Annotated in this window: 14 protein-coding genes; 11 read left to right on the forward strand and 3 right to left on the reverse strand. The window is 38.3% G+C overall.

What is annotated here, in order from left to right:
- Positions 1–36 precede the first annotated feature (36 nt).
- From VCHSUH04_RS08855 to VCHSUH04_RS08865, 3 genes are all read right to left on the reverse strand, one after another.
- A complete protein-coding gene (locus VCHSUH04_RS08855; protein WP_105086255.1) occupies positions 37–3099 on the reverse strand; it encodes an efflux RND transporter permease subunit in 3063 nt (1020 codons plus the stop codon).
- Positions 3096–4160, reverse strand: coding sequence for an efflux RND transporter periplasmic adaptor subunit (locus tag VCHSUH04_RS08860; protein WP_105086256.1), 1065 nt, complete (start codon positions 4158–4160; stop codon positions 3096–3098). The genes VCHSUH04_RS08855 and VCHSUH04_RS08860 overlap by 4 nt, the downstream gene beginning before the upstream one ends.
- Positions 4161–4446: 286 nt before the next feature.
- Complete coding sequence (locus VCHSUH04_RS08865; RefSeq protein ID WP_105086257.1) at positions 4447–5811, reverse strand: hemolysin family protein; 1365 nt, start codon at positions 5809–5811, stop codon at positions 4447–4449.
- A gap of 384 nt (positions 5812–6195) precedes the next feature.
- Between VCHSUH04_RS08865 and VCHSUH04_RS08870 the strand changes: the two genes are divergently transcribed.
- From VCHSUH04_RS08870 to glf, 11 genes are all read left to right on the forward strand, one after another.
- Positions 6196–6795 (forward strand): class I SAM-dependent methyltransferase, encoded by a 600-nt coding sequence (locus tag VCHSUH04_RS08870; RefSeq protein ID WP_105086258.1) that lies wholly within the window; start codon positions 6196–6198, stop codon positions 6793–6795.
- A 277-nt stretch (positions 6796–7072) separates the two neighbouring features.
- A complete protein-coding gene (locus VCHSUH04_RS08875) occupies positions 7073–8218 on the forward strand; it encodes a transcriptional regulator (RefSeq protein WP_105086259.1) in 1146 nt (381 codons plus the stop codon).
- 199 nt (positions 8219–8417) lie between these two features.
- Entirely contained in the window at positions 8418–10397 is a 1980-nt protein-coding gene (locus VCHSUH04_RS08880) for an LTA synthase family protein (protein WP_105086260.1), read from the forward strand.
- A 113-nt stretch (positions 10398–10510) separates the two neighbouring features.
- A complete protein-coding gene (locus VCHSUH04_RS08885; RefSeq protein ID WP_105086261.1) occupies positions 10511–12523 on the forward strand; it encodes an LTA synthase family protein in 2013 nt (670 codons plus the stop codon).
- 161 nt (positions 12524–12684) lie between these two features.
- Positions 12685–13443: a glycosyltransferase family 2 protein gene (locus tag VCHSUH04_RS08890; RefSeq protein ID WP_105086262.1), complete on the forward strand. Its 759-nt coding sequence runs from the start codon at positions 12685–12687 to the stop codon at positions 13441–13443.
- Between the two features lie 16 nt (positions 13444–13459).
- Entirely contained in the window at positions 13460–14398 is a 939-nt protein-coding gene (locus VCHSUH04_RS08895) for a DUF535 family protein (RefSeq protein ID WP_105086263.1), read from the forward strand.
- Between the two features lie 9 nt (positions 14399–14407).
- A complete protein-coding gene (locus tag VCHSUH04_RS08900; RefSeq protein ID WP_105086264.1) occupies positions 14408–15628 on the forward strand; it encodes a glycosyltransferase in 1221 nt (406 codons plus the stop codon).
- Between the two features lie 46 nt (positions 15629–15674).
- Complete coding sequence (locus tag VCHSUH04_RS08905; RefSeq protein ID WP_105086265.1) at positions 15675–16853, forward strand: O-antigen ligase; 1179 nt, start codon at positions 15675–15677, stop codon at positions 16851–16853.
- Positions 16854–17114: 261 nt separating this feature from the next.
- Positions 17115–18551, forward strand: coding sequence for an undecaprenyl-phosphate galactose phosphotransferase WbaP (wbaP, locus tag VCHSUH04_RS08910; protein WP_105086289.1), 1437 nt, complete (start codon positions 17115–17117; stop codon positions 18549–18551).
- Between the two features lie 32 nt (positions 18552–18583).
- The gene (locus tag VCHSUH04_RS08915) at positions 18584–19531 is read left to right on the forward strand and encodes an acyltransferase family protein (protein ID WP_233188352.1); all 948 of its coding nucleotides are present in this window, start codon (positions 18584–18586) and stop codon (positions 19529–19531) included.
- 10 nt (positions 19532–19541) lie between these two features.
- Positions 19542–20645 carry a UDP-galactopyranose mutase gene (gene glf / locus VCHSUH04_RS08920; RefSeq protein WP_105086267.1) on the forward strand — a complete coding sequence of 368 codons (1104 nt, stop codon included), beginning with the start codon at positions 19542–19544 and terminating at the stop codon, positions 20643–20645.
- Positions 20646–20652: the final 7 nt, after the last annotated feature.

The following is a 20652-nucleotide window of genomic DNA, read 5'->3' on the forward strand; positions in this document are numbered from 1 at the left end:
TAATAGAAGCATAAAACCTTTACTAGGAGGATTTTTTTATTTTATCTTATACCATGTTGCATACATGACTGGTAATACGATAAGTGTTAGTACCGTTGCCACTAGTAAGCCGCCGCTAAAGGCGATAGCTAGTGGACTCCAGAATACAGATCCCATAAGAGGAATCATGCCTAAAATCGCTGCGATAGCAGTGAGCATGATAGGGCGGAAACGAAGTGTAGCGGAGTTGATAATCGCTTCAAGTGGTTTTTGGCCTTCTGCCTTGTGGATTTCAATTTGGTCTAACAAGATGATGGAGTTACGAATGATCATACCCGAAAGAGCGATGATACCTAGAATAGCCATAAAGCCTAACGGCGTTCTCGTAATATTCAGAGCTAATACGACACCGATGAGGCCTAATGGGGCTGTGAGCAAAGCCATAATCATGAGAGGAATACGCTTCAATTGGAACATGAGGATTGTCATGATCACAAAGAGCATAATTGGCATTGGTTTTACTAGATTTTGTACGGCTGTTACGCTCTTTTCAGCGGCACCATCAAGTTCAATGGTATAGCCTGTAGGCAAGGAATCGCGAATATCTTGTAAGGATTTATAAATCTCTTTTGTTTTCGCATTGCCTAATACACCGGCTTTTACATTGGCGTGAATGCTGATAGTTGGCATCATATTTCGGTGCCAGATGATACCATCCTCTTGTGTCATGGTGATGGTTGCAATTTGGCTAAGCGGTACGTAGGAACCATTGCCTGTTTGAATTGGTAAGGAGGAAAGAGCACTTAAATTATGTTGCTCATTATCTCCTAAACGGAATGTAACAGGGATAGTTTGGTTCCCTTCGTAATATTCACCAGCTTTTGTACCAGATAATAGACTTTGTAAGTCTAAGGATACAGCATAGCTATCGATGCCTAGTAAGCGAGCCTTGTTAGGATCGATATGAATGTTAGCTACTGGTTCCGTATCTGGCCAGTCAAAGGCTATGTTGTGTAAATCCTTATCGCCTTGCATCTTGTCTTTTACTTTATTGGCGATTTCTTTTACCACCTTTTGATCAGGTCCAGAAACGCGGAGCATCACTGGATATTTAGATGGTGGGCCAATTTGTACAAATTGAGTATTTACGAGTGCTGAAGGGAATTCTTCATTTAAATATGAAGTTAATTCACCATATAGTTTATCTCGATCCTCTAAGGATTTTGTAACGATAACGTACTGCAAGAAGTTATTTCGTTGCAATTCAGGTTCCAAGGTGAGGACGAAACGTGGAGAACCTTGTCCTATATAGGATGTAAAGGTTGAAATATGTTCGTTACCTTGTAAATGTTCATCGATGATTTTTGCTTGGTTTGCAGTATACTCGATGGATGAACTTTGAGGAAATTGCATGGATACGATGATTTCATTACGCGTTGATGATGGGAAAAATTCCTGCTTGATCAATGGTAGTGAAAGTAGTGATAGCACAAAGGTACCTAAGGTGATGAGTAATACTACCTTATGATGACCTAAGGCCCAATGTAACAGTCTTTCAAATTTATCATAGAATGTAACACTGAGATTGTGCATAATACGGTCTCGTTTGGTCCATTCGGATTCAGGTTTTGGAGCCTTGTTTTCGATGATTTTATAGCCAAGAACAGGGCTGACGAGAACAGAGGCGAACCAAGACAGGATGAGAGCCATAAATACAACGATAGATAGAGATTTTGTAAACTCTGCTACCATACCTTGTGCTAATGCTAATGGCAAGAAGCCAGCACAGGTAATAAGTGTACCGGATAGCATAGGGAATGCTGTCGATTGGTAAGCGAAGGTAGCAGATCTAAAGTGACCCCAACCTTCTTCGAGCTTAACGCTCATCATTTCTACAACGATAATGGCATCATCTACGAGAAGGCCCAGTGCCAAGATGAGGGCACCCAGGCTAACCTTGTGCAAGTAAATGCCGCTTTCATACATCAAGATGAATGTAGTAGAAACAACGACAGGAATGGTGAGGGCTACTACCACACCTGTTCGCAAGCCAAGGGAGGCAAAGCTGACGAGCAATACGATGGCGATGGCTTCAAATAAGGATTGAGAGAAATCGCCAATGGATTCTTTAACAATGTGAGGCTGATTCGATACTTGACTGAGTTCGAGGCCTACAGGAATGGTTTTCTTTAATTCCGCCAGTTTTTTATCGATAGCTTCGCCGAATTCGATATTATTTCCCCCTGCATCCATAGAGATAGCAATGCCAATGGCTGGTTTGCCTTCAAAGTAGAACTGTGGATCCTTAGGATCTTGATAGGTCATAGTTACATCAGCCATGTCGCCTAGACGCAAGGTTTGATTATTGATGCGAATTGGCATATCTTGTACGGCTTGGGGACTATCGAATAGACCGTTTACTCGGAGATATACATTATTTGTATCCGTTGTAATCATACCAGCTGGTACCATCATACTTTGTTGTTTGATAGCTGTTAACAGCTGTTGTGTACTAATTTTATAGGATGCCAGTTTATCTTTATTAATCGTTACATTAAGGGTTTGTTGTTGAACCCCAATGAGGCTGATTTTTTTTACATTTGGAACAGATAAAAGCTGACGTTTTAAGTCTTCTGCTTGTTGCCTTTTTTCTTCGTACGAGAATTCATCGCCACTAATGGCGTAGATAATTCCGTATACATCATCGAATCTGTCGTTGATAGTCGGCCCTTGAACGCCTTGTGGGAGAGATTTCCATTCGTCGTTAATCATATTCCGCGCTTCTTCCCAAGCGGGACGGATTTTGTCAGATGGTAGATTTTCTTTCAGATTAATATAAATGACTGATTTGCTGCCATCTGTGAAAGATTTTGTATAATCGACGCCCGGAAGGTCACGCAGTTTTTCTTCTAATTTGTCCGTTACCTGATCCGACATTTCTTGTGGGGAAGCCCCAGGCCAAGCAACGCCGACCACCATGGTGCGCATCGTAAAGTCTGGATCTTCCATACGTCCCATGTGGTTGTATGAGAAGATACCAAAGGTGAGTAGCACAGCCATGAAGTAGTAGATAATGGACTTGTGTTTGAGGGCCCATTCGGCTAAGTTAAATTGTTTCATTGACTAACCGCCGTCCCTTCTTGTAATTGTTGGGTACCTGCGGTGATGACAATGTCGCCCTTAGCTAAACCAGATGTGACGATGACGGAGTTCTTACCGAATTCACCCGTCTTAATAGGTACGAGATGAGCTTTTTTGTCTCGAATAATATACACTGCATTATTGCCATTAGAGTCTTTTACAAGAGCCGTTAACGGAATAGAAATATTAGTGTTATCTGTAGTAGACAAATTAACATTGACCGTCATGCCTAGTTGTACCTCTTTAGGAGGGTTTTGTAAGGTAATTTTTACGGTATACGTTCTCGCTACAGGATCAGGAACCGGTGAAATTTCTCGTACTACACCTTGCACGGTTATATCTGGTAGAGCCCAGAATGTAATAGTAGCAGGGCTACCCACATGAACCTTGGTCAATTCTTGTTCAGGAAGGGCAATGACTGCTTCTGGGTCGTGACCAGCCGCTAAGGTGCCAACGCTTTGACCGGCTGCTACAACTTGGCCTGCTTCAATGTTAAAAGCTGTGATAATACCTGTATCAGGGGCGGTCAAATTAGTATAGCTATTTTGATTGCTGCTTAAATTGAGGCTTGCCTGTGCTTGTTGTAGTTGAGCAGAGGCCGCATTCAATTGGTTTTCTGCTTGGTCTAGCTGCAATTTACTGATCGCTTGTTGTGCATAAAGCTCACGGTATCGGTTGGCATTCGTTTTTGCTAACTCGAATGCTGATTGAGCCGCTTTTACGGCCCCTTCAGCATTTTGCACCTGCGCCGCCGTATCAGAACCATTGATTTGAGCAATTACTTGGCCTGCTTGTACAGCATCACCGACATTTACAAATTTGTTGATGACGCGCCCCCCAATTTGAAAGGCTAAGTTTGTTTCCGTTTTATTATGGATAGTGCCTGCATAGCCAGCACTAGTAGTACCAGATTCTTCACCGATGGTGATGGTGCGCACCTTGAGGCTAGTATCCTCAGATTGTTTTTCAGATCCGCAACCACTGATTATAGCAGTCCCTATTAAGAGGGCGCCTATGGTTGCTATGACTTTTTGATTCATAGAATCTCTCCTTTTACCACACATAAGCCCTATGACACACAACTACATATAGGTAGTATTCATAGGACTTTATATTTTATAAGAATAGATATAATTTAGCTATTAGATATATAGTAGATAATAGTTCTATTAAGTCTATTAGATTTAATTATAAATTTTATACAATTTAATAATACTATATTTATATATAAACGGCTAGAGGGACATATAAAAAAAGTGAGTCCTCCATAGGAGAACTCACTCTTTATAAATCTACAATGCTCATAAGTCTACAAGCTAGTAGGTATTAGTCTTTTTCTTCTGTTTCTTGTACTACAATAGGTTCTTCATAAGTTACAAGAATCTTATCGATACGAGTATTATCCATATCTACAACTTCAAAGGTATATCCATTCCATTTTGCTTTGTCTAATTCTTTTGGAATGCGGCCAAAGAGAACGTTTAATAGACCGCCCATTGTTTTATACAAGTCTTTTTCTTCGCCTGGTAATTCTTCATCGATGTGGAAGAATTCTTTAAATTCGTCTACGTCAAGAAGGCCATCTACAAGCCAGGAGCCGTCTTCACGTTCGACGATTTTATTTTCTTCTTCCTTGATTTCTTCTTCACCAGAAGGCATGAGACCTACGATTTCTTCCATAATATCATGTAATGTTACAAGACCGCTGAATCCGCCGTACTCGTCGAGAACAATCGTTTCATGAACGCCTTCTGTACGGAGTACATTCAACAATTTCATGAGCGTAATGGATTCTGGAATGAGTAATGGTTCTTTCAAACAAGATTCAATAATATCATGAATAGAGCGTTCGCTAGGACGTTGCATGATCTGTACCAATACGTCAGATACAGTTACGAGACCCTTTAGTTCGTCCAAGGAATCGGTACCTACAGGAATACGGTAATGGTTAGCATTTTTGAGGACTTCCATGATTTCATCCTCTGTGCCATTAAGGTCAATCCATTTGAGCTGCGTACGAGGTGTCATGATGTCGCCAGCGTTCATGTCTGCTAAATGGAAGATATTTTCTACGAGGATAGGTTCCTCTTCTTCATACGCACCCATAGCAACACCTTCGGTGAGCATCTTGTTGATTTCAGACTCTGTAACAGGAGCCTCTTCTTTCACAGTCACGCCTAGTAATTTTAAGAGGAATTCTGTAGAAACGCCGAGGAAGCTAACAATAGGTTTTAATGCTACAGATAACCAATAAATTGGTTTTGCTACTACTACGGCGATGCTTTCAGGACTATTTAAAGCCAAACGTTTCGGCACGAGCTCGCCAATAACGAGGGATAAATAGGTGATAACTGCAACGATGAGGAAAGAACTCAAAGAAGCTGCATATGGTTCGATACTAGGAATATTAGCTACTAATACTTCCTCTAGAGGACCAGAGAAGGTCGCACCAGAGTACAAACCAGTTAAAATGCCGACGAGGGTAATACCGATTTGAATGGTAGAGAACATCGCGTTTGGATTCTCAGACAATTCAAAGGCCTTTTTAGCACGCTCGTTGCCTGCTTCTGCCATTTCTTCGAGTTTACGTTTTTTCGCATTCACGATGGCTAACTCTGTCATAGAGAACAAGCCGTTTGCAATGATTAATACGATGATAATTATAAAATCTAAGGTCAGATCACTTTCCATGTAAGTAAATACTCCTTTTTAATAACATATCATTCTGTACATGAGAATATTGAAATATTACTCTTTAGTATACCATATTAGCATCGATACGTGTTTAAATACAACAAAAGCACCTATTATAGGTGCTTTTGTTGTGTCACTACATCTGCAAGTGGCTAGATAGATACTTTCGTCAGTAACTAGCACAGAAAAAGCAGGGCTGCAACCCTATTTTCTGTTTGGATGCATTAAAATGTTAGAACTATTGATTTCCTTAATTAATATAATATATGACTGCCCTTAATTTGTAAAGATAGCTCTAATAAGGGTATAGTATATATATAAATTAAGATTAGTATTAATTATTAGGTCATATAAATTGGACCTCATGATAGGATTAGATTTATGACAAGTGAACAGGAATGGGAACAGGTTTTACAAATAAAAACAGCAGGCCGCGATGATAGTCGGTCTGATACGGAGCATCATCCGTACGAGCCCACAGATTATTGCGTCCTAGAACGGTTGGAGAACAGCGGTCATATTCACAAGAAACATACCCTCATCGATTATGGCAGTGGCAAGGGCCGTGTTAGCATTTTTATGGCGTACCAAACAGGCTGTCACTCCATCGGCATCGAATACGATGAACGATTATATGAAAAGGCTTTACTCAATGGTGAAAGCCCAGCAGCGCGGAATCGGGTGAGTTTTGTGCATGGTGATGCGGCGCTCTATGAATTACCAGCTCAAGCAGATCGATGCTTTTTCTTTAATCCCTTTGCGCTCCATACGATTAAGCGCGTTCTAGGAAATATCTTTGATTCCTTATACCATCATCCTCGTGAGATTAAGCTTTTTTTCTACTACGTAAATGACGAGGTAGAAAACTTCTTAAATAACCATGTGCGACTCGAACAGGAAGAACCTATCGATTGTAGCGATCTCTTTGAAGAAAAGGATGCAAAGGAACGAATTCTCGTGTATTCGGTTAATTTATTTTAGTGTATTCAGTTAACTTTATTTAGTATGTAAGAAACCTCAATGTTGAAGGCTTGTTTTAGGGGCTCTAAATTTGTACGACTAGAACATAATTCAAATTGAGGTTTTATTCTATTTTTAAGAAACTTTCACCTAGATTATTAAGGAAAAAGCAGATAAATTCTGATATAATAATATATTAGAGATTATAAAATCAAATTATTTTTTATGGTTCTATACATTGATTCGTATGCACTAAGTTAGTGGATAGGGCTGAGTGTATTGAAGACTGGAGGTACCCGTGGAAATCATCGATACAGCATTGATTGAACGTATTCGCAAGGCCTTAATTAAACGATATGATCGAGATCAACAAATTCAACAAATGATTGAAGAAATTGGTGCCGAAGAGGGACTCAATGAGTCTGAATTGGCTATTGTTTACCAAGCTTATTTAGAGGTTAAGGAACGCATATACTATACATCCTCTCTCGTTGATTTGTGGAATCAAATTGAAGAGGTTCAAAAACGGATGTCCATGTTGCATACCTATGATTCTCTTGAAGAGGATTTGTTTGGCAATGTGTTAGGCGACGATAAAGAGAATATCATCATTTCTGATGGATCTTATCTTGGCAAGGGTGCTAGTCATAATAATGATGTATACGCTATGGAACAGGTCCAATTATCGGATATTCCTGCGCAGCATGACTCTACAGTGGGCATGAACCATATTAAATTGAGTGAATTGCATTCTATGGGCGGTCTTTTTACAGGATCTGGTGAAAGCTCCCAACATGAGATATCGGACCTTGATGAAGACATTGTAGAGCATATGGATGTAAATCCACTAGATGGCGTGGAAAGCTTAGAAGTCCATCATTTAGATGAAGAAAATCCATTTGATGCGGAAAACTCGGTATTACTTTCAAAATCTAAAGATATAGAAATATCCTATACAAATAAGGATGCATCTAGTAAAAAAGATGATATAAATGAAAATGATATGTCCTCTATTGATCCATATACAGCAGTAAATGCTTTATTATTCGGTAAGTCTGGCTTAGATTCAGATAAAGCCAATAAGAAGATGGAAAAGCTCCTTAAAAAACAATTGAAACGCGTAGATGATGAATGGGCGCGTATCAATGGAACCGACGATACATCTAAAAAATCTAAGGATTATAAAAAATTCAAAGAAGATAAGAAATCCAAGGACGATAAGAAATCCAAAGATGATAAAAAGTCCAAAGAAGATAAACATTCCAAATCCAAAGAAAAATTAAAGAAAAAGAAAGATAAGGCTGAAAAGAAGCTTAAGGTCTTAAATGACAAGTTAAAAACCGTCTTTTTAGGAGATACTTTCAGTAAAAAAGATAAGAAGAAAGACAAGAAAAAGGATAAAAAGTCCGAAAAGGATACATCCGAAAAAAAGCAAAAACGATAGTTTCCGTATTGAATAGTAAAGCCTCTGAACAGAGAGCCAAGGAGAGTACTAGTGCTAAGAAATCGGCAAGTGCTGGAACTATCGACCGTGGATGCGGTAAATGCAAGCGATGTAAGGGGCCTAAATGTAAGAAATATCCAATATAATTACAGTTAGGTAGTATAGAGTAGTTACGTTATATAAAGAACAGTAGGGGTTAATGATGAACCGATGGCAACGATTATTTGAAGGCATACGAACAGAGATTAAGGTGTTTATCTTTTTCTCTGCTTTATTGACTGCATTTAGAATCGTGTTTCTTGCAGTATTTCAATCACAACTAGCTTCTGTGACGATGGAGAATATTCTTACGTCCTTATGGCTAGGCTTTAGATTGAGTCTCAAGACCGTCGGTTCTTTGTGTTTACTAGGCTTTTTAGGAGGTACATTGGTACATACTTTTGTACCAAAATGGCCTTCCTTGCGCATTAAACAAGTCCTCTACTCCATAGCGACTGTACTGTTGACCTTCCTATTCTTAGGCCGTATTCAGTTCTATAAAATATTCAATTCCTCCTACAATGCGATGCTTATCAATGGTAAAAACGATGATATCGGTGCCATTGTAAATACGGCAATTAACGAATATAACGCACTCATGTATATCGTTGGGGCCGTAGTATTGAGCGCAGCTCTTTGCTATTTCCTCGTTAAATTTTTGGCGTGGGGAACAAAGAAATATAGTGATTACGTTGATACTCAATTAGTTTGTTCTACTTGGTATCCAAAGACTAAGAAAACGCAGTGGATCACAGGCATTGGATTGACTGTAGCTGTTGGTGTATTAGGTCTATTCTTTAGATTTGGTGGTGCTTTTAACTATACAAATTCTATCAACTGGGAAAGTGCGGCACGCCTCAGTTCTAATTTATTAAACGAGACCATCCTCGACGATGTGCAGGCTCTTTATCGTGTTAAAAGCATTGCAAAACGCGCGGAGGAGTTAGAGGTTATCAACTTAACCCCTCAAGAATTGAGCGAAAAGATTAGTGCTGTTGGCGGCACATTTAATGGTAAGGATTTTGATGGTTCTTTCACAAGAACTATTACGACAGAGCGTTTAGCGGAGCAACCGCAGTCCATTAATATCGTTCTCGGTGAATCCTATGGTTTGTGGCCATTCCTCGCTGAATACAACGAACCTGGTGCGTACCTCGTTGAACAAGGTCGTAAATACGCTGCTAGTCCTCAAGCGATGAGCACGCAGCTCGCTCTTGCTCAAGGTACGGGCACCATGCCTGCTATCAACGGTTTACTCACAGGTATGCCTGACACAGGTCTATATCCTAATTACGAAGGTGAAAGTTTCAAACAACCGTATGGCTTAGGCATTGGTTCTGTTATGAAAAAGCTAGGCTATAAAACAGTATTCTGGTACGGCGGCTTTAGTACATGGCAAAATGTTAAGAACTTTGCTCTATCCCAAGGCTTCGATGAATTCCACGATGCCTCCGAAATGCCTAGTGAAGACGGCAATGCGTGGGGCGTAGCCGATAAGGATATGTTTAAAGCAATTTCCGCGTACATGGATCAACATAGAGGGGAAAAAATTCTCAATGTTATCATGACTACGTCTAATCATCCTCCATATAGCGTTAATGTCGCTAAAGAAGGCTATGATGTGAATAAGGTAAAAGGCCATTTGCCTGATACAATCGCAGAAACTGACAAGCAATTGAATGAAATGGGTCATATTTGGTATGCGGACCACGTGATGGGCGAATATATCGCTAGGGAAGAAAAAGCAGATCCATCGGCACTCTTCGTTATTACTGGTGACCATAGCGAACGCTTTACCTTTGCTCGTGAAGTAGGTCCTAATGTGGCGTCTACTATTCCAATTATCTTCTATGGTCGTGGTATTCATAAAGATTGGCTTGCTCCTAATGCCTTCGGTATGAGCATTCAAATCATTCCTACATTGGCAGAACTTGTGGGACGCCCTGGTCAAACCTATGAAGCCATGGTACCAAGCTTGTTTACACAAGAGGAATTTGTCTTTAACCATAGACTATATCTAGATAACAGTGGAAAACTTATGGACCAAGGCACAAATATGCCTCAAGCCTATGGTGATATGATTAAAAACATGCGTGAACTAGCAGCATGGCGTATTAAGCACGGGGATGTTATCAAATAAAAAAATATTTACTAAATTATTTAAACAAATCTAATGGGCAATTATAATTAGTAATTTAGTATAGTAAATTGCTATGGAGAATTATTGTTCTTTAAGTAGATATGGAAGCATGAATGAGTGAACAATTTTTTCTATCTCTACAACAAAATATAAAACTAATGCTTTGGGCTCCTATTTTAAGCACCATCTTTAGAATCATATTCATGATTGTGTATAATCCTTATTCCACATGGAAGGGTCGCTGGAAATCTGTATTGGGTTCATTGCGTTACGGCTTCTGGTGGGGCATGGATTTTGATGCTTATGTATTCTTACTACCCTTAGTATTGGTGACGCTCCCTGCCTTATTCTTTGATGGGTATCATCAAATAGAAGATGTTGTACGATTGGTAGGATTAACCATTTATTCTTGCGTATTATATGCAGCCTTTGCAGGAAAAATGATTTTCTACAAGCATTTCCATGATACGTATAACTATATGGTTCATTATGGAAATCATGCAGAAAAACATAATTTAATTGATGTATTCTTTAATCAAGATCGAGGAATGCTTGTCATCCTAGGATTAATTCCTATTACATGTATATCCTGGTACATGGGAAATTTCTTTTTATCATTGCCATCTATACCATATCCATCTATTGAAGGAACTTGGCCTACTATAGCTTGGAATATAGGGCTTGTAGCTGCCTCTGTTTTGGGATTTTATTGGTTCCGCTATGGTGGAACATTATCTCATGATGATAAACCTGAGTGGGATACGATTCCTACAGTGGTAAAAGAAGATATATTCTTTGCTCGTGCAACGGTGCCAGATCTATGTGCCTTAGAAACGGTGTTAAAACATCCACTTCGTGATGAATATACGGCATCTGCTGAGGACATTGATGACGCAATTCACCGTATTGTTCCTAAGGAATATAAAGATACTTGGCAGGATTTGAGTACACCGCTTCATGCATTCAAGCGCGTTGCTTCAGGTCCTCGTATTGATAAACCACAGCATATTTTCTTTATTGTTGGTGAAAGTATCCCTCAGTGGTCTATTGATGAACCTTATAAGAATCTCAATATATGTCCTGGTTTATGGGATTTTAAAGATAATCTACATACGGCGCAAGTATCTAATTTCTTGCCTGCCGGTAATGTATCTCGTCCATCCATTGTGAGTCTGTTATCTGGCGTCTATGATGCGGGTATGGAAATCAATGAACGGGAAGCCTTCTGGCATGAACCATTTCCGACTTCTTTGGCATCTCAAATGAAGCGCTTAGGTTATGATACGATTTACTGGTATGGAGGCAATGCATCGTACGGTAACTTTAATCACTTTGGTAAGGCTCAAGGATTTGACCGCGTTGAAAGTGCTTCTGTTTTTTGTGGCCCCGATGCACCTAAGACTTGGGTAGGCGTTTATGATCATGTATTTTTAGAACATATTGAACAGCAAATCAAATCCTTGGAACATCCTACATTCCATTTTATTTACACCACATCGAACCATGGCCCTTATAAGATGGAGGATTCCTTATTAGATTATGATCCTGAACAGGTCATGCCAAACCTTGGAGATGATTTAAAATCTAACAAGAGACGCAATAAGGAATTGGCTACCTATCGCTATAGCGATAAAGCAATTTTTAATTTTGTAAATGCTATGAAAGAGGCTTTTCCAAATAGTTTATTTGTTGTCACTGGTGACCATTCTAATCTATTTGGCTCTTTGAATAATACATCCTTAATTCAACGAGACTATACCTTGCGTGACACATTCTGTACCGTAGGATTGTTGCAGCATCCTGCTTTCACTAAAGATACGATTACAGCGCCAATTGGTACGCATATGAGCCTCATGCCTACTATTATTGAGGCCATTGCGCCAAAGGGTTTCGAATATTATTCCATCGTACCGTCCTTGTTTGATGAACAACCAGATACATTAGTTACGCCGTATCAGTGGATTACTCCACATATGATGGGAGATGTTCGTATGGACTATGGTGAAACTAACATACCATCTTATAAACCGATTGAGCCCATTCGCCCTATTGATAATCATGCTGATGAAGCAAGAGATTGGGTTTTACTAACAATGTGGTTAATTAACCATAAAGAGATGATTTAATTAATGACATTATTGTTAGTGGTAGATTTCTATTTTGTTGAAAATATAAGATTGATTTCATTTAATATAAAAACTCAAAGAAGATATCATTCGTTATAAAATAATAATTAAAATTCTTGTATTTAGCTAAACAAGTACGTTAGTTAGTGAAAGGTGAAACTATGGCAACTGTATCTGTAATAATTCTAGCGAGAAATGAAGAACATAATATTCATGACTGCATTGAGTCTGTGCAGTTTGCCGATGAAGTACTTGTTATCGATGATTTCAGTACTGATGATACAGTAAAAATCGCCGAAGAAATGGGTGCTCGCGTTGTTCAGCATGCTATGAATGGCGACTGGGGGGCACAACAAACCTTTGGCATTGAACAAGCAAAATCTGATTGGATTTTGTTCCTTGATGCGGATGAGCGCATTTCTGAGCCTCTAGCGAAAGAAATTCAAGCTATTGTTGTAAACGAACCAAATAAAGCGTACTGGATTCAACGTCGCAATAAATTCCATCATAATAAGGCCACTCACGGCGTGTTGCGCCCAGATTATGTACTTCGCCTCATGCCAAAAGAGGGCAGTTATGTAGAAGGCTACGTGCATCCTGCCATAATTACGCCGTATCCAACAGAAAAATTACAACATCCGATGTACCATTACACGTACGATAATTGGCATCAATACTTCAATAAATTCAACAACTATACGACCTTATCTGCTGAAAAATATCGAGATAATGGTAAAGGCTGTTCTTTCATTAAAGATATTATCTTCCGTCCTACGTGGGCTTTCATCAAGGTATACTTCTTACAAGGTGGCATTCTTGATGGAAAGATGGGATTTATTTTATCTGTAAACCACTACTTTTACACGATGACTAAATATGTGAAGTTTTACTATTTACTAAAATCTAAGGGAAAATTGTAATAGATCGGGGAGCATTATGTTAGGCAATTTTGGAAAACATTGGCACATAGGCCGTACTATATATGGTAAGCGCACATGGCGTGAGACGAGACGTACCTTCTTACATACATTGCGTTCTTGTCGTCATGACTCAACGGTTACTGAATTTGAAAACTTTTTTAAATCCTATACGGCAGATCCAAAGATGTTGGAAAAACATCCCAGTCTCTATGAATTGATGAGCCGTATGTTTTTGATAAAAAACTCTACACCTCAGTGGCGTTTAGAGGCACTTTGTCAGCATTTCACCATCTTGCAAGAGGTGTTTACGGATGAAGCCATTCAGCTCATGTATGTAGACGAAGCAGAGTTTGATTATTACGATAAAAAACGGGGAATTACCCTTTGGAGTTCTGACGAGCTCGATATGTCTGCTCATTTATACTACGAGCCAGGTCAACGGAAGGAAGGATTCCTAACGGTTATGCTCTTGCTCGAAGATAAGGGCGTGTACCACGCGAATATTCGTTTTGCAAAGGGCCCTAAGGGGGAACGCACCCTCGTTATTGGTACTATTCAAGGCTATAAAGACGGTCTTGAACGAGCTAAGAAGATAACGAAGAAAATGTATGGATACCGTCCGAAGAACTTCATTACCTTCTTGATCCGCGAAATAGGGCGTGCCGCGCAAGTGGAGTCTATCCTTGCCGTATCTGATGAAGGATTCTATGCTAACTCTCATATGGTGCGGGGCAATAAAGCAAAGGTAGCTATCTTAGATACCTTATGGGAGGATATTGGGGGTACAGTATTGGAGTCCGATCCAAACTACTTTACAATTCCTCTTGAAGAAGAACGAAAACCGATTGAAGAGATTAAATCACAAAAACGTAGCCAATATCGTAATCGCTATGCTTTATTAGATGAGTACGAGGCTATGATACAAGAATATATTAAGCCATATATAAAGGCCTAGAGGTGTGGTATGCGCGTAGCAATTTTAGAAAGTATCGTCATGCCTGCTGGTCATGAGGTAGAATTTGATCGCATCCTCATTAACGAACTAAAACAACAAGGTCATGAGCCTGTACTATTTGTACCGGAAAACTTTCCTTTTAAAGTGGACTATGGCGTAGATATAGTATACTTAGAAGGTGGAGAGGTTGTGACCTACGCAGGCGCATCTAAATGGAAGAAGCCATTTTTATCCATTTTACGAGAACGCCGTCGTCGTAGTTGGTTTACTTCAGCAGCACAAAAAATCAAAGAACATAATATAGATGCTTTAATCATTCCGACGGGGACATATCGCTATATTAAAGCGTTGCTCGATACGCCGTTAAAGGATAGTCCGGCTGCAGTGCACGTTATATTCCACGGTATTGGCAAGGGCGAAATGGATCGCTTTATTAAGCAAGCCCATCGTGCTAATGCTTATAAAAATGTCTATCTCGATGTGATCTCCTTACGGGATGATATGTTGCGACCTGATTTGCCAAGAGTTCGTAAAATCTTACCGCCTGTATTCTTGCCATCCAGTGAATTAAGTGGCAAACAAGGGAATGCGACTACACAAGGTGCTGCTAATCAACAAGGACTTGAACATTTGAATTCAACTGATGGCATAGGCACAAATGAAGAACGCACTATATCTGTAGATAAGCCGATTAAACTAGGTTTCTTTGGTCAATTTAGAAAAGAAAAAAATATTGAGCGTTTCATCGATGCCTTTGTATCGCTCAATTATGATGATTCGGTACAGCTCGTCGTGCAAGGGGCTACGGTAAAGCCAGAAGATGGGGAATTATTTGAGTCCATCATTAAGCAATACAGCAAATATAGTAATATTCAGTTCATCCATGCCAGTCTGATTGGGAAAGATTGGGATAGAGCATTATTGAGTGTAGATGCTTTATTATTGCCTTATGGGGCGGAACGTTATCGCTATCATTGGGCGGCTATGCTATTTACTGCTATAGGCTTTTACAAGCCTGTTCTCATATCTCCAGAAATTAATCCAGAGGTATTAGAACAATATTCCATTGGAGAAGTATTAAATTTAGATAATGTAAATTCTATTGGGCAGGGGATTCAAAGGTTCGTAGAGAATTTACAATATAATAAGGAACAATATAACCAGGGATTAATGAATGCGAACGAGGATTACAGCCATCGTGCATTGATTCAATCCATTATAAATGTATAAATATTGTTATGTAAGCAGTATGACTTACTGTTTGAGGGGGATTTTCTTGGGAATTTTATCAAAGTTACCATTAGAATCATGGATAGCCATTATGATTACCTTAATGGTTTGCCTTACTAGGCTATCTATGGCTGCAGGTCAGGCTTTTTATGTCCTTGCCATTCTATTAAGTATTATCTATATTTGGAAACATAAACATGATTTATATGTTCCATCTTATGTAAAAAAATATAGTAAATCATTGATAGTCATGTTGTTATTGTTATTGCCATCGGCGGTTTTAACAAATAATATATCTGTTGGATTGCCAGAGTTTATTAATGTATGGCTATGGAGAATTCCTGTATTTTTCATTATTGCCCTTTGTATACGGGATAAGAAAACATTATTTACCATGCTAGCCGTATTTTTTGTGGACTTTGGTATCGATAATTTAGTAGCTTTTTATCAATATTATTCAGGTATGGCTGTACGGGGCTGGGGTTTTGGCAGTAGTGTATTAACCATTGCAGGTATTATGGTTATGTTAGTGCCTATATTCTGTGTAATATTATTAGATAAGGCATTTCCAACCTATGTGAAAGTTTCAGCTCTTTGGGCTCTCGGCTGTGTTGGATTTGGCATGTATGGTAACCAAAGTCGTGGATCATGGTTATTTAATATGATTATGGTTCCTATCGTATCTTTACCGTATTTAATAAAACGCTTTGTCTATGTATTAGCAGTTCTTGCTGCATTAGGTGGTGTCATTTGGGGATTCAGTACACAGCCACAATATGTAGCTAGATTTGAGTCTATTACAAATACGACAACAGATGGTTCTAATTTAGGGCGCTTTGAAGTATGGACATCATCTATCAATATGTTTAAGGATCATCCTGTGATAGGCGTCGGTATAGGTCAATGGCGTACTAAATATGAAGAATCCTATCGTTTACCATCGGAAAATCAACATCTATATCATGCGCATAACAACTTTATTCAGCTTATAAGTGAAGTAGGTATACTAGGTTTACTTGGTGTTCTTATTTTCTATGGCACTATTATCATAGATAATTTTTTGACCTGGTTTAAAAAGCGCGATCCCTATAGTCTGTGTGCCATGATTGCTGTAGTTTCCTATGTATTTATTTTTGGACAGATTGAATATACATTGGATAATTCCTCTGGTATACGCATTATGTATTTTATGTTAGCCACCATGCTTCAATTGAGGGATAATTGAGAATTATATGAGCCTTAAATTGGTATTTAAGAATGCATTTAATTACTTTTTATGAGAAATTTATTTCTCGTTTAATTAAAGTTAGTAAAAATATAAAACTAAATAAAAGTAGTTAAAATCTATGTTTTTTCATAGTTTTAAATAATTGAATATGATACAATATAAGTAAATATTGGTACATTGTATTCGTATGTTTTAGAGGTTGTTTTCTTGAAAATTGTATTGAGAAAACAACCTTTTTTTATAGTTTGGGGTATTAGTATGAATGGTTCTGGATATAACAATCACAACAAGTTGCTTTTTAGCAAAATCATAGTGCTTATAGCAGATTATGTTTCTATTGTTTTAGGAACATTAGCAGCTTACTATCTGCGGTTAAATTTGCCAATTTTACCGGTCAGCCCACATTTCAAGGTAGATGAAATCTATGTATATGGCATTATACCTTTAGTATTTTTGTCTATATTACTTCTTAATAATACATATTCTGTGGTATCTCCTTATTGGGATACTATGAAAAATCTTTTCCGTAGCATCACTATTGGTGTAGTTGTATCTATTGTGCTCATGTACACAGGACATGTAATTAATGATGTATCTCGTCTATTTGTAGCCTTTGCTTATGTATTTATGTTGCTCTTTATCTTTAGTGGTCGTTTTATTATAGGTAAGATTCTTTCTAAGGCAGGATACTTAACTATACCAGTCCTTCTCGTTGGTGCAGGTAAAACAGCAGAGCTCGTAAAGAAATCCTTAGATCGTATGCCAATTGCTACATATAAAATCATTGGTTATGTAGATGATAATCCTAAATCCTCTTCCATTGCTAAGGAATATCCTTGTCTTGGTGCTTTTTCCGATGTTGAAGATGTTATCAAAGATACAGGTGTACAAACAGTTCTTATTTGTGCACCTGGGCTAGAACCTAAAAAGTTGGTATCTTTGATCAATCAATTGCAATTACTAGTAAAACGAGTAGCCTTTGTGCCTGAATTATTTGGTTTGCCCACAAGTAATATTACGGCTCGTGGCATGATGGAAGAGCAAGCCGTTGTATTACGTGTACAAAATAACTTGGCTCGTAAGTCTAACCGTATTATGAAGCGCATATTTGATATTGTAGCTACTGTATGTGGGGGCATCTTAATTTTGCCAATTTTAGCCATTGTAGCCGTACTGATTTATCTAGACTCTCCAGGGCCAATCGTATTTGGTCATAAGCGCGTTGGCCAAGGTGGGAAAGAGTTCCCATGCTATAAATTCCGCTCCATGGTACCGAATGCACAAGAGGCATTAGAGATGTATTTAAAAGAGAACCCTGCAGCTCGTGAGGAATGGGAACGAGATTTCAAATTGAAGGATGATCCTCGTGTTACTCGTATTGGTAAATTCCTTCGCAAAACAAGCCTTGATGAATTGCCACAATTGTGGAATGTTCTCGTTGGGGATATGAGCCTCGTAGGTCCACGTCCTATCGTGCGTGATGAAATCGTAAAATACGGTGACTACATCAATGACTTTTACCTTGTGCCACCAGGAATTACCGGCGTATGGCAAGTGAGTGGCCGTAGCGATACTACCTATGAAGAGCGTGTATTAATGGACTCTTGGTATGTTCATAACTGGTCCGTGTGGATTGATATTGTATATCTTTTAAAAACGGTGTTGGCTGTCGTTAAATCGAAAGGGGCTTATTAGTCGGTATTATGAGGGATAGTAGTTTTGATATTATGAAGGGAATTGCAATTTTGCTTGTTGTTTTAGGGCATTCTGTTCCAGACCAAGCAAGTGCTAGTGGCATTGCTAGTTATCCTTTATATTTGATGCGGACTATAATTTATAGCTTCCATATGCCTGTATTTTTCTTTGTAGCCGGCTATTTTATGCATATACCTTTGAAAGAGGGCTTCCAGAAATTCGTAAAAGATAAAAGTATACGGTTAATGGTTCCTTATTTCACTATTGGTTTATTATATTTTCCTTTCAAATTAGCTTTATCAAAATTTGCAAATCAGCAAATTAATCCGCAAGATATATGGAAAATATTAATAGGTATTAATCCGGATGGGGAACTATGGTTCTTATATTGTTTATTCTTCATTTCAATCTTGATTGCCGTATTGGTTAAGCGTGTAAATTTAGGTTTACTAATTGGATCTTTCCTTATTGGAATGCTATCTGATGTATTAAATATCTTTTCTATAGCTATGGTATCGGAGATATTGTACTTCCAATTCTTCTTTATCTTGGGATTATATATAAAGAAATATGCGCTATTGGATTATATGAAATCCGCAAGAATAGCTTTTATATCTATGGTGGTTTTTGGTGTAGGTAATTATGTATTACTACATGATATTAATGTGTTTAAAATACTTACTCTTGTAACAGCAGTTTCTGGCATTACTATTACATACTATATAGCTAACCAAATCTCATCTAGAATCGGATTATATAAAACACTACTAATCTTTTTAGGCACTGTCTCAATGGATGTTTATATCTTTAGTGATATCGTTAAGATTCCATTCAGAATTGTACTTTGGTCTAAATTAGGATTGTATTATGAAGCTTTTATTGTGTGCTTCTTAGCATCTACAATTCTATCTATCTTGATAGGTTATATGTTAAGAAAAAATCATTATTCACGATTACTATGTCTTGGAATGAAAAAATAAGGATATACATATGAAAAAACAATTTGATTATTTAGTAGTTGGGGCTGGTCCATTCGGTGCTGTATTTGCCCATGAGGCGCATAAGCGCGGTAAATCTGTACTTGTTATCGATCGCCGTAATCATATAGCAGGTAATTTGTACTGTGAAAGCAAAGACGATATTAACATTCACGTCTATGGTGCGCATATTTTCCATACATCCTTAAAGCATGTGTGGGATTATGTGAATCAATTTGCTGAGTTCAATCACTATGTAAATAGTCCTGTAGCGAACTATAAAGGTGAAATGTACAATTTGCCTTTTAATATGAATACCTTCTCCAAAATGTGGAATATTCGAACTCCTAAAGAGGCACAGGACATCATTACCAAGCAACGATCTGCTATTACAAGTGAACCTAAGAACCTAGAAGAGCAAGCTATTAGTCTTGTAGGTACAGATATTTACGAAAAGCTCATCAAAGGGTATACAGAAAAACAATGGGGCCGTAAATGTACAGAATTACCAGCTTTCATTATTAAACGTTTACCTGTCCGTTATACATACGATAACAATTACTTTAATGACCGTTTCCAAGGCATTCCTATGGGCGGTTATACGAAGATGATTGAACGCATGTTAGAGGGGATTGAAGTCCGTCTAGGTGTAGATTTCCTCAAACATCGCAATGAATATGAAGCCTTGGCAGATAAGATTATCTATACAGGCCCTATTGATGAGTATTTTGATTACTCTGAAGGTGTATTGGAATATCGTGGTCTTCACTTTGAAACTGAACGTCTTGAAGAGGAAAACCATCAAGGTGTGGCCGTTGTGAACTATACGGAAGGTGACATTCCGTATACTCGTATCATTGAGCATAAACACTTTGAATTTGGTACACAACCTGTTACATATGTAACTAAGGAATATCCAAAGGACTGGAAAATTGGCGAAGAGGCCTATTATCCAGTGAATGATGTAAAGAATTTAGATCTTTACGCAACATATGTTAAAAAGGCTGAAACGATTTCTAATGTTATCTTTGGTGGTCGTTTAGGGGAATATAAATATTACGATATGGATAAGGTTATTGCTAGTGCCTTGGCATTAGTAGAAAAGGAGTTAGCCTAACCAAGTT

The sequence above is a fragment of the Veillonella sp. T14073-2 genome, from assembly GCF_002959875.1.
Lineage (GTDB): Bacteria > Bacillota > Negativicutes > Veillonellales > Veillonellaceae > Veillonella > Veillonella infantium.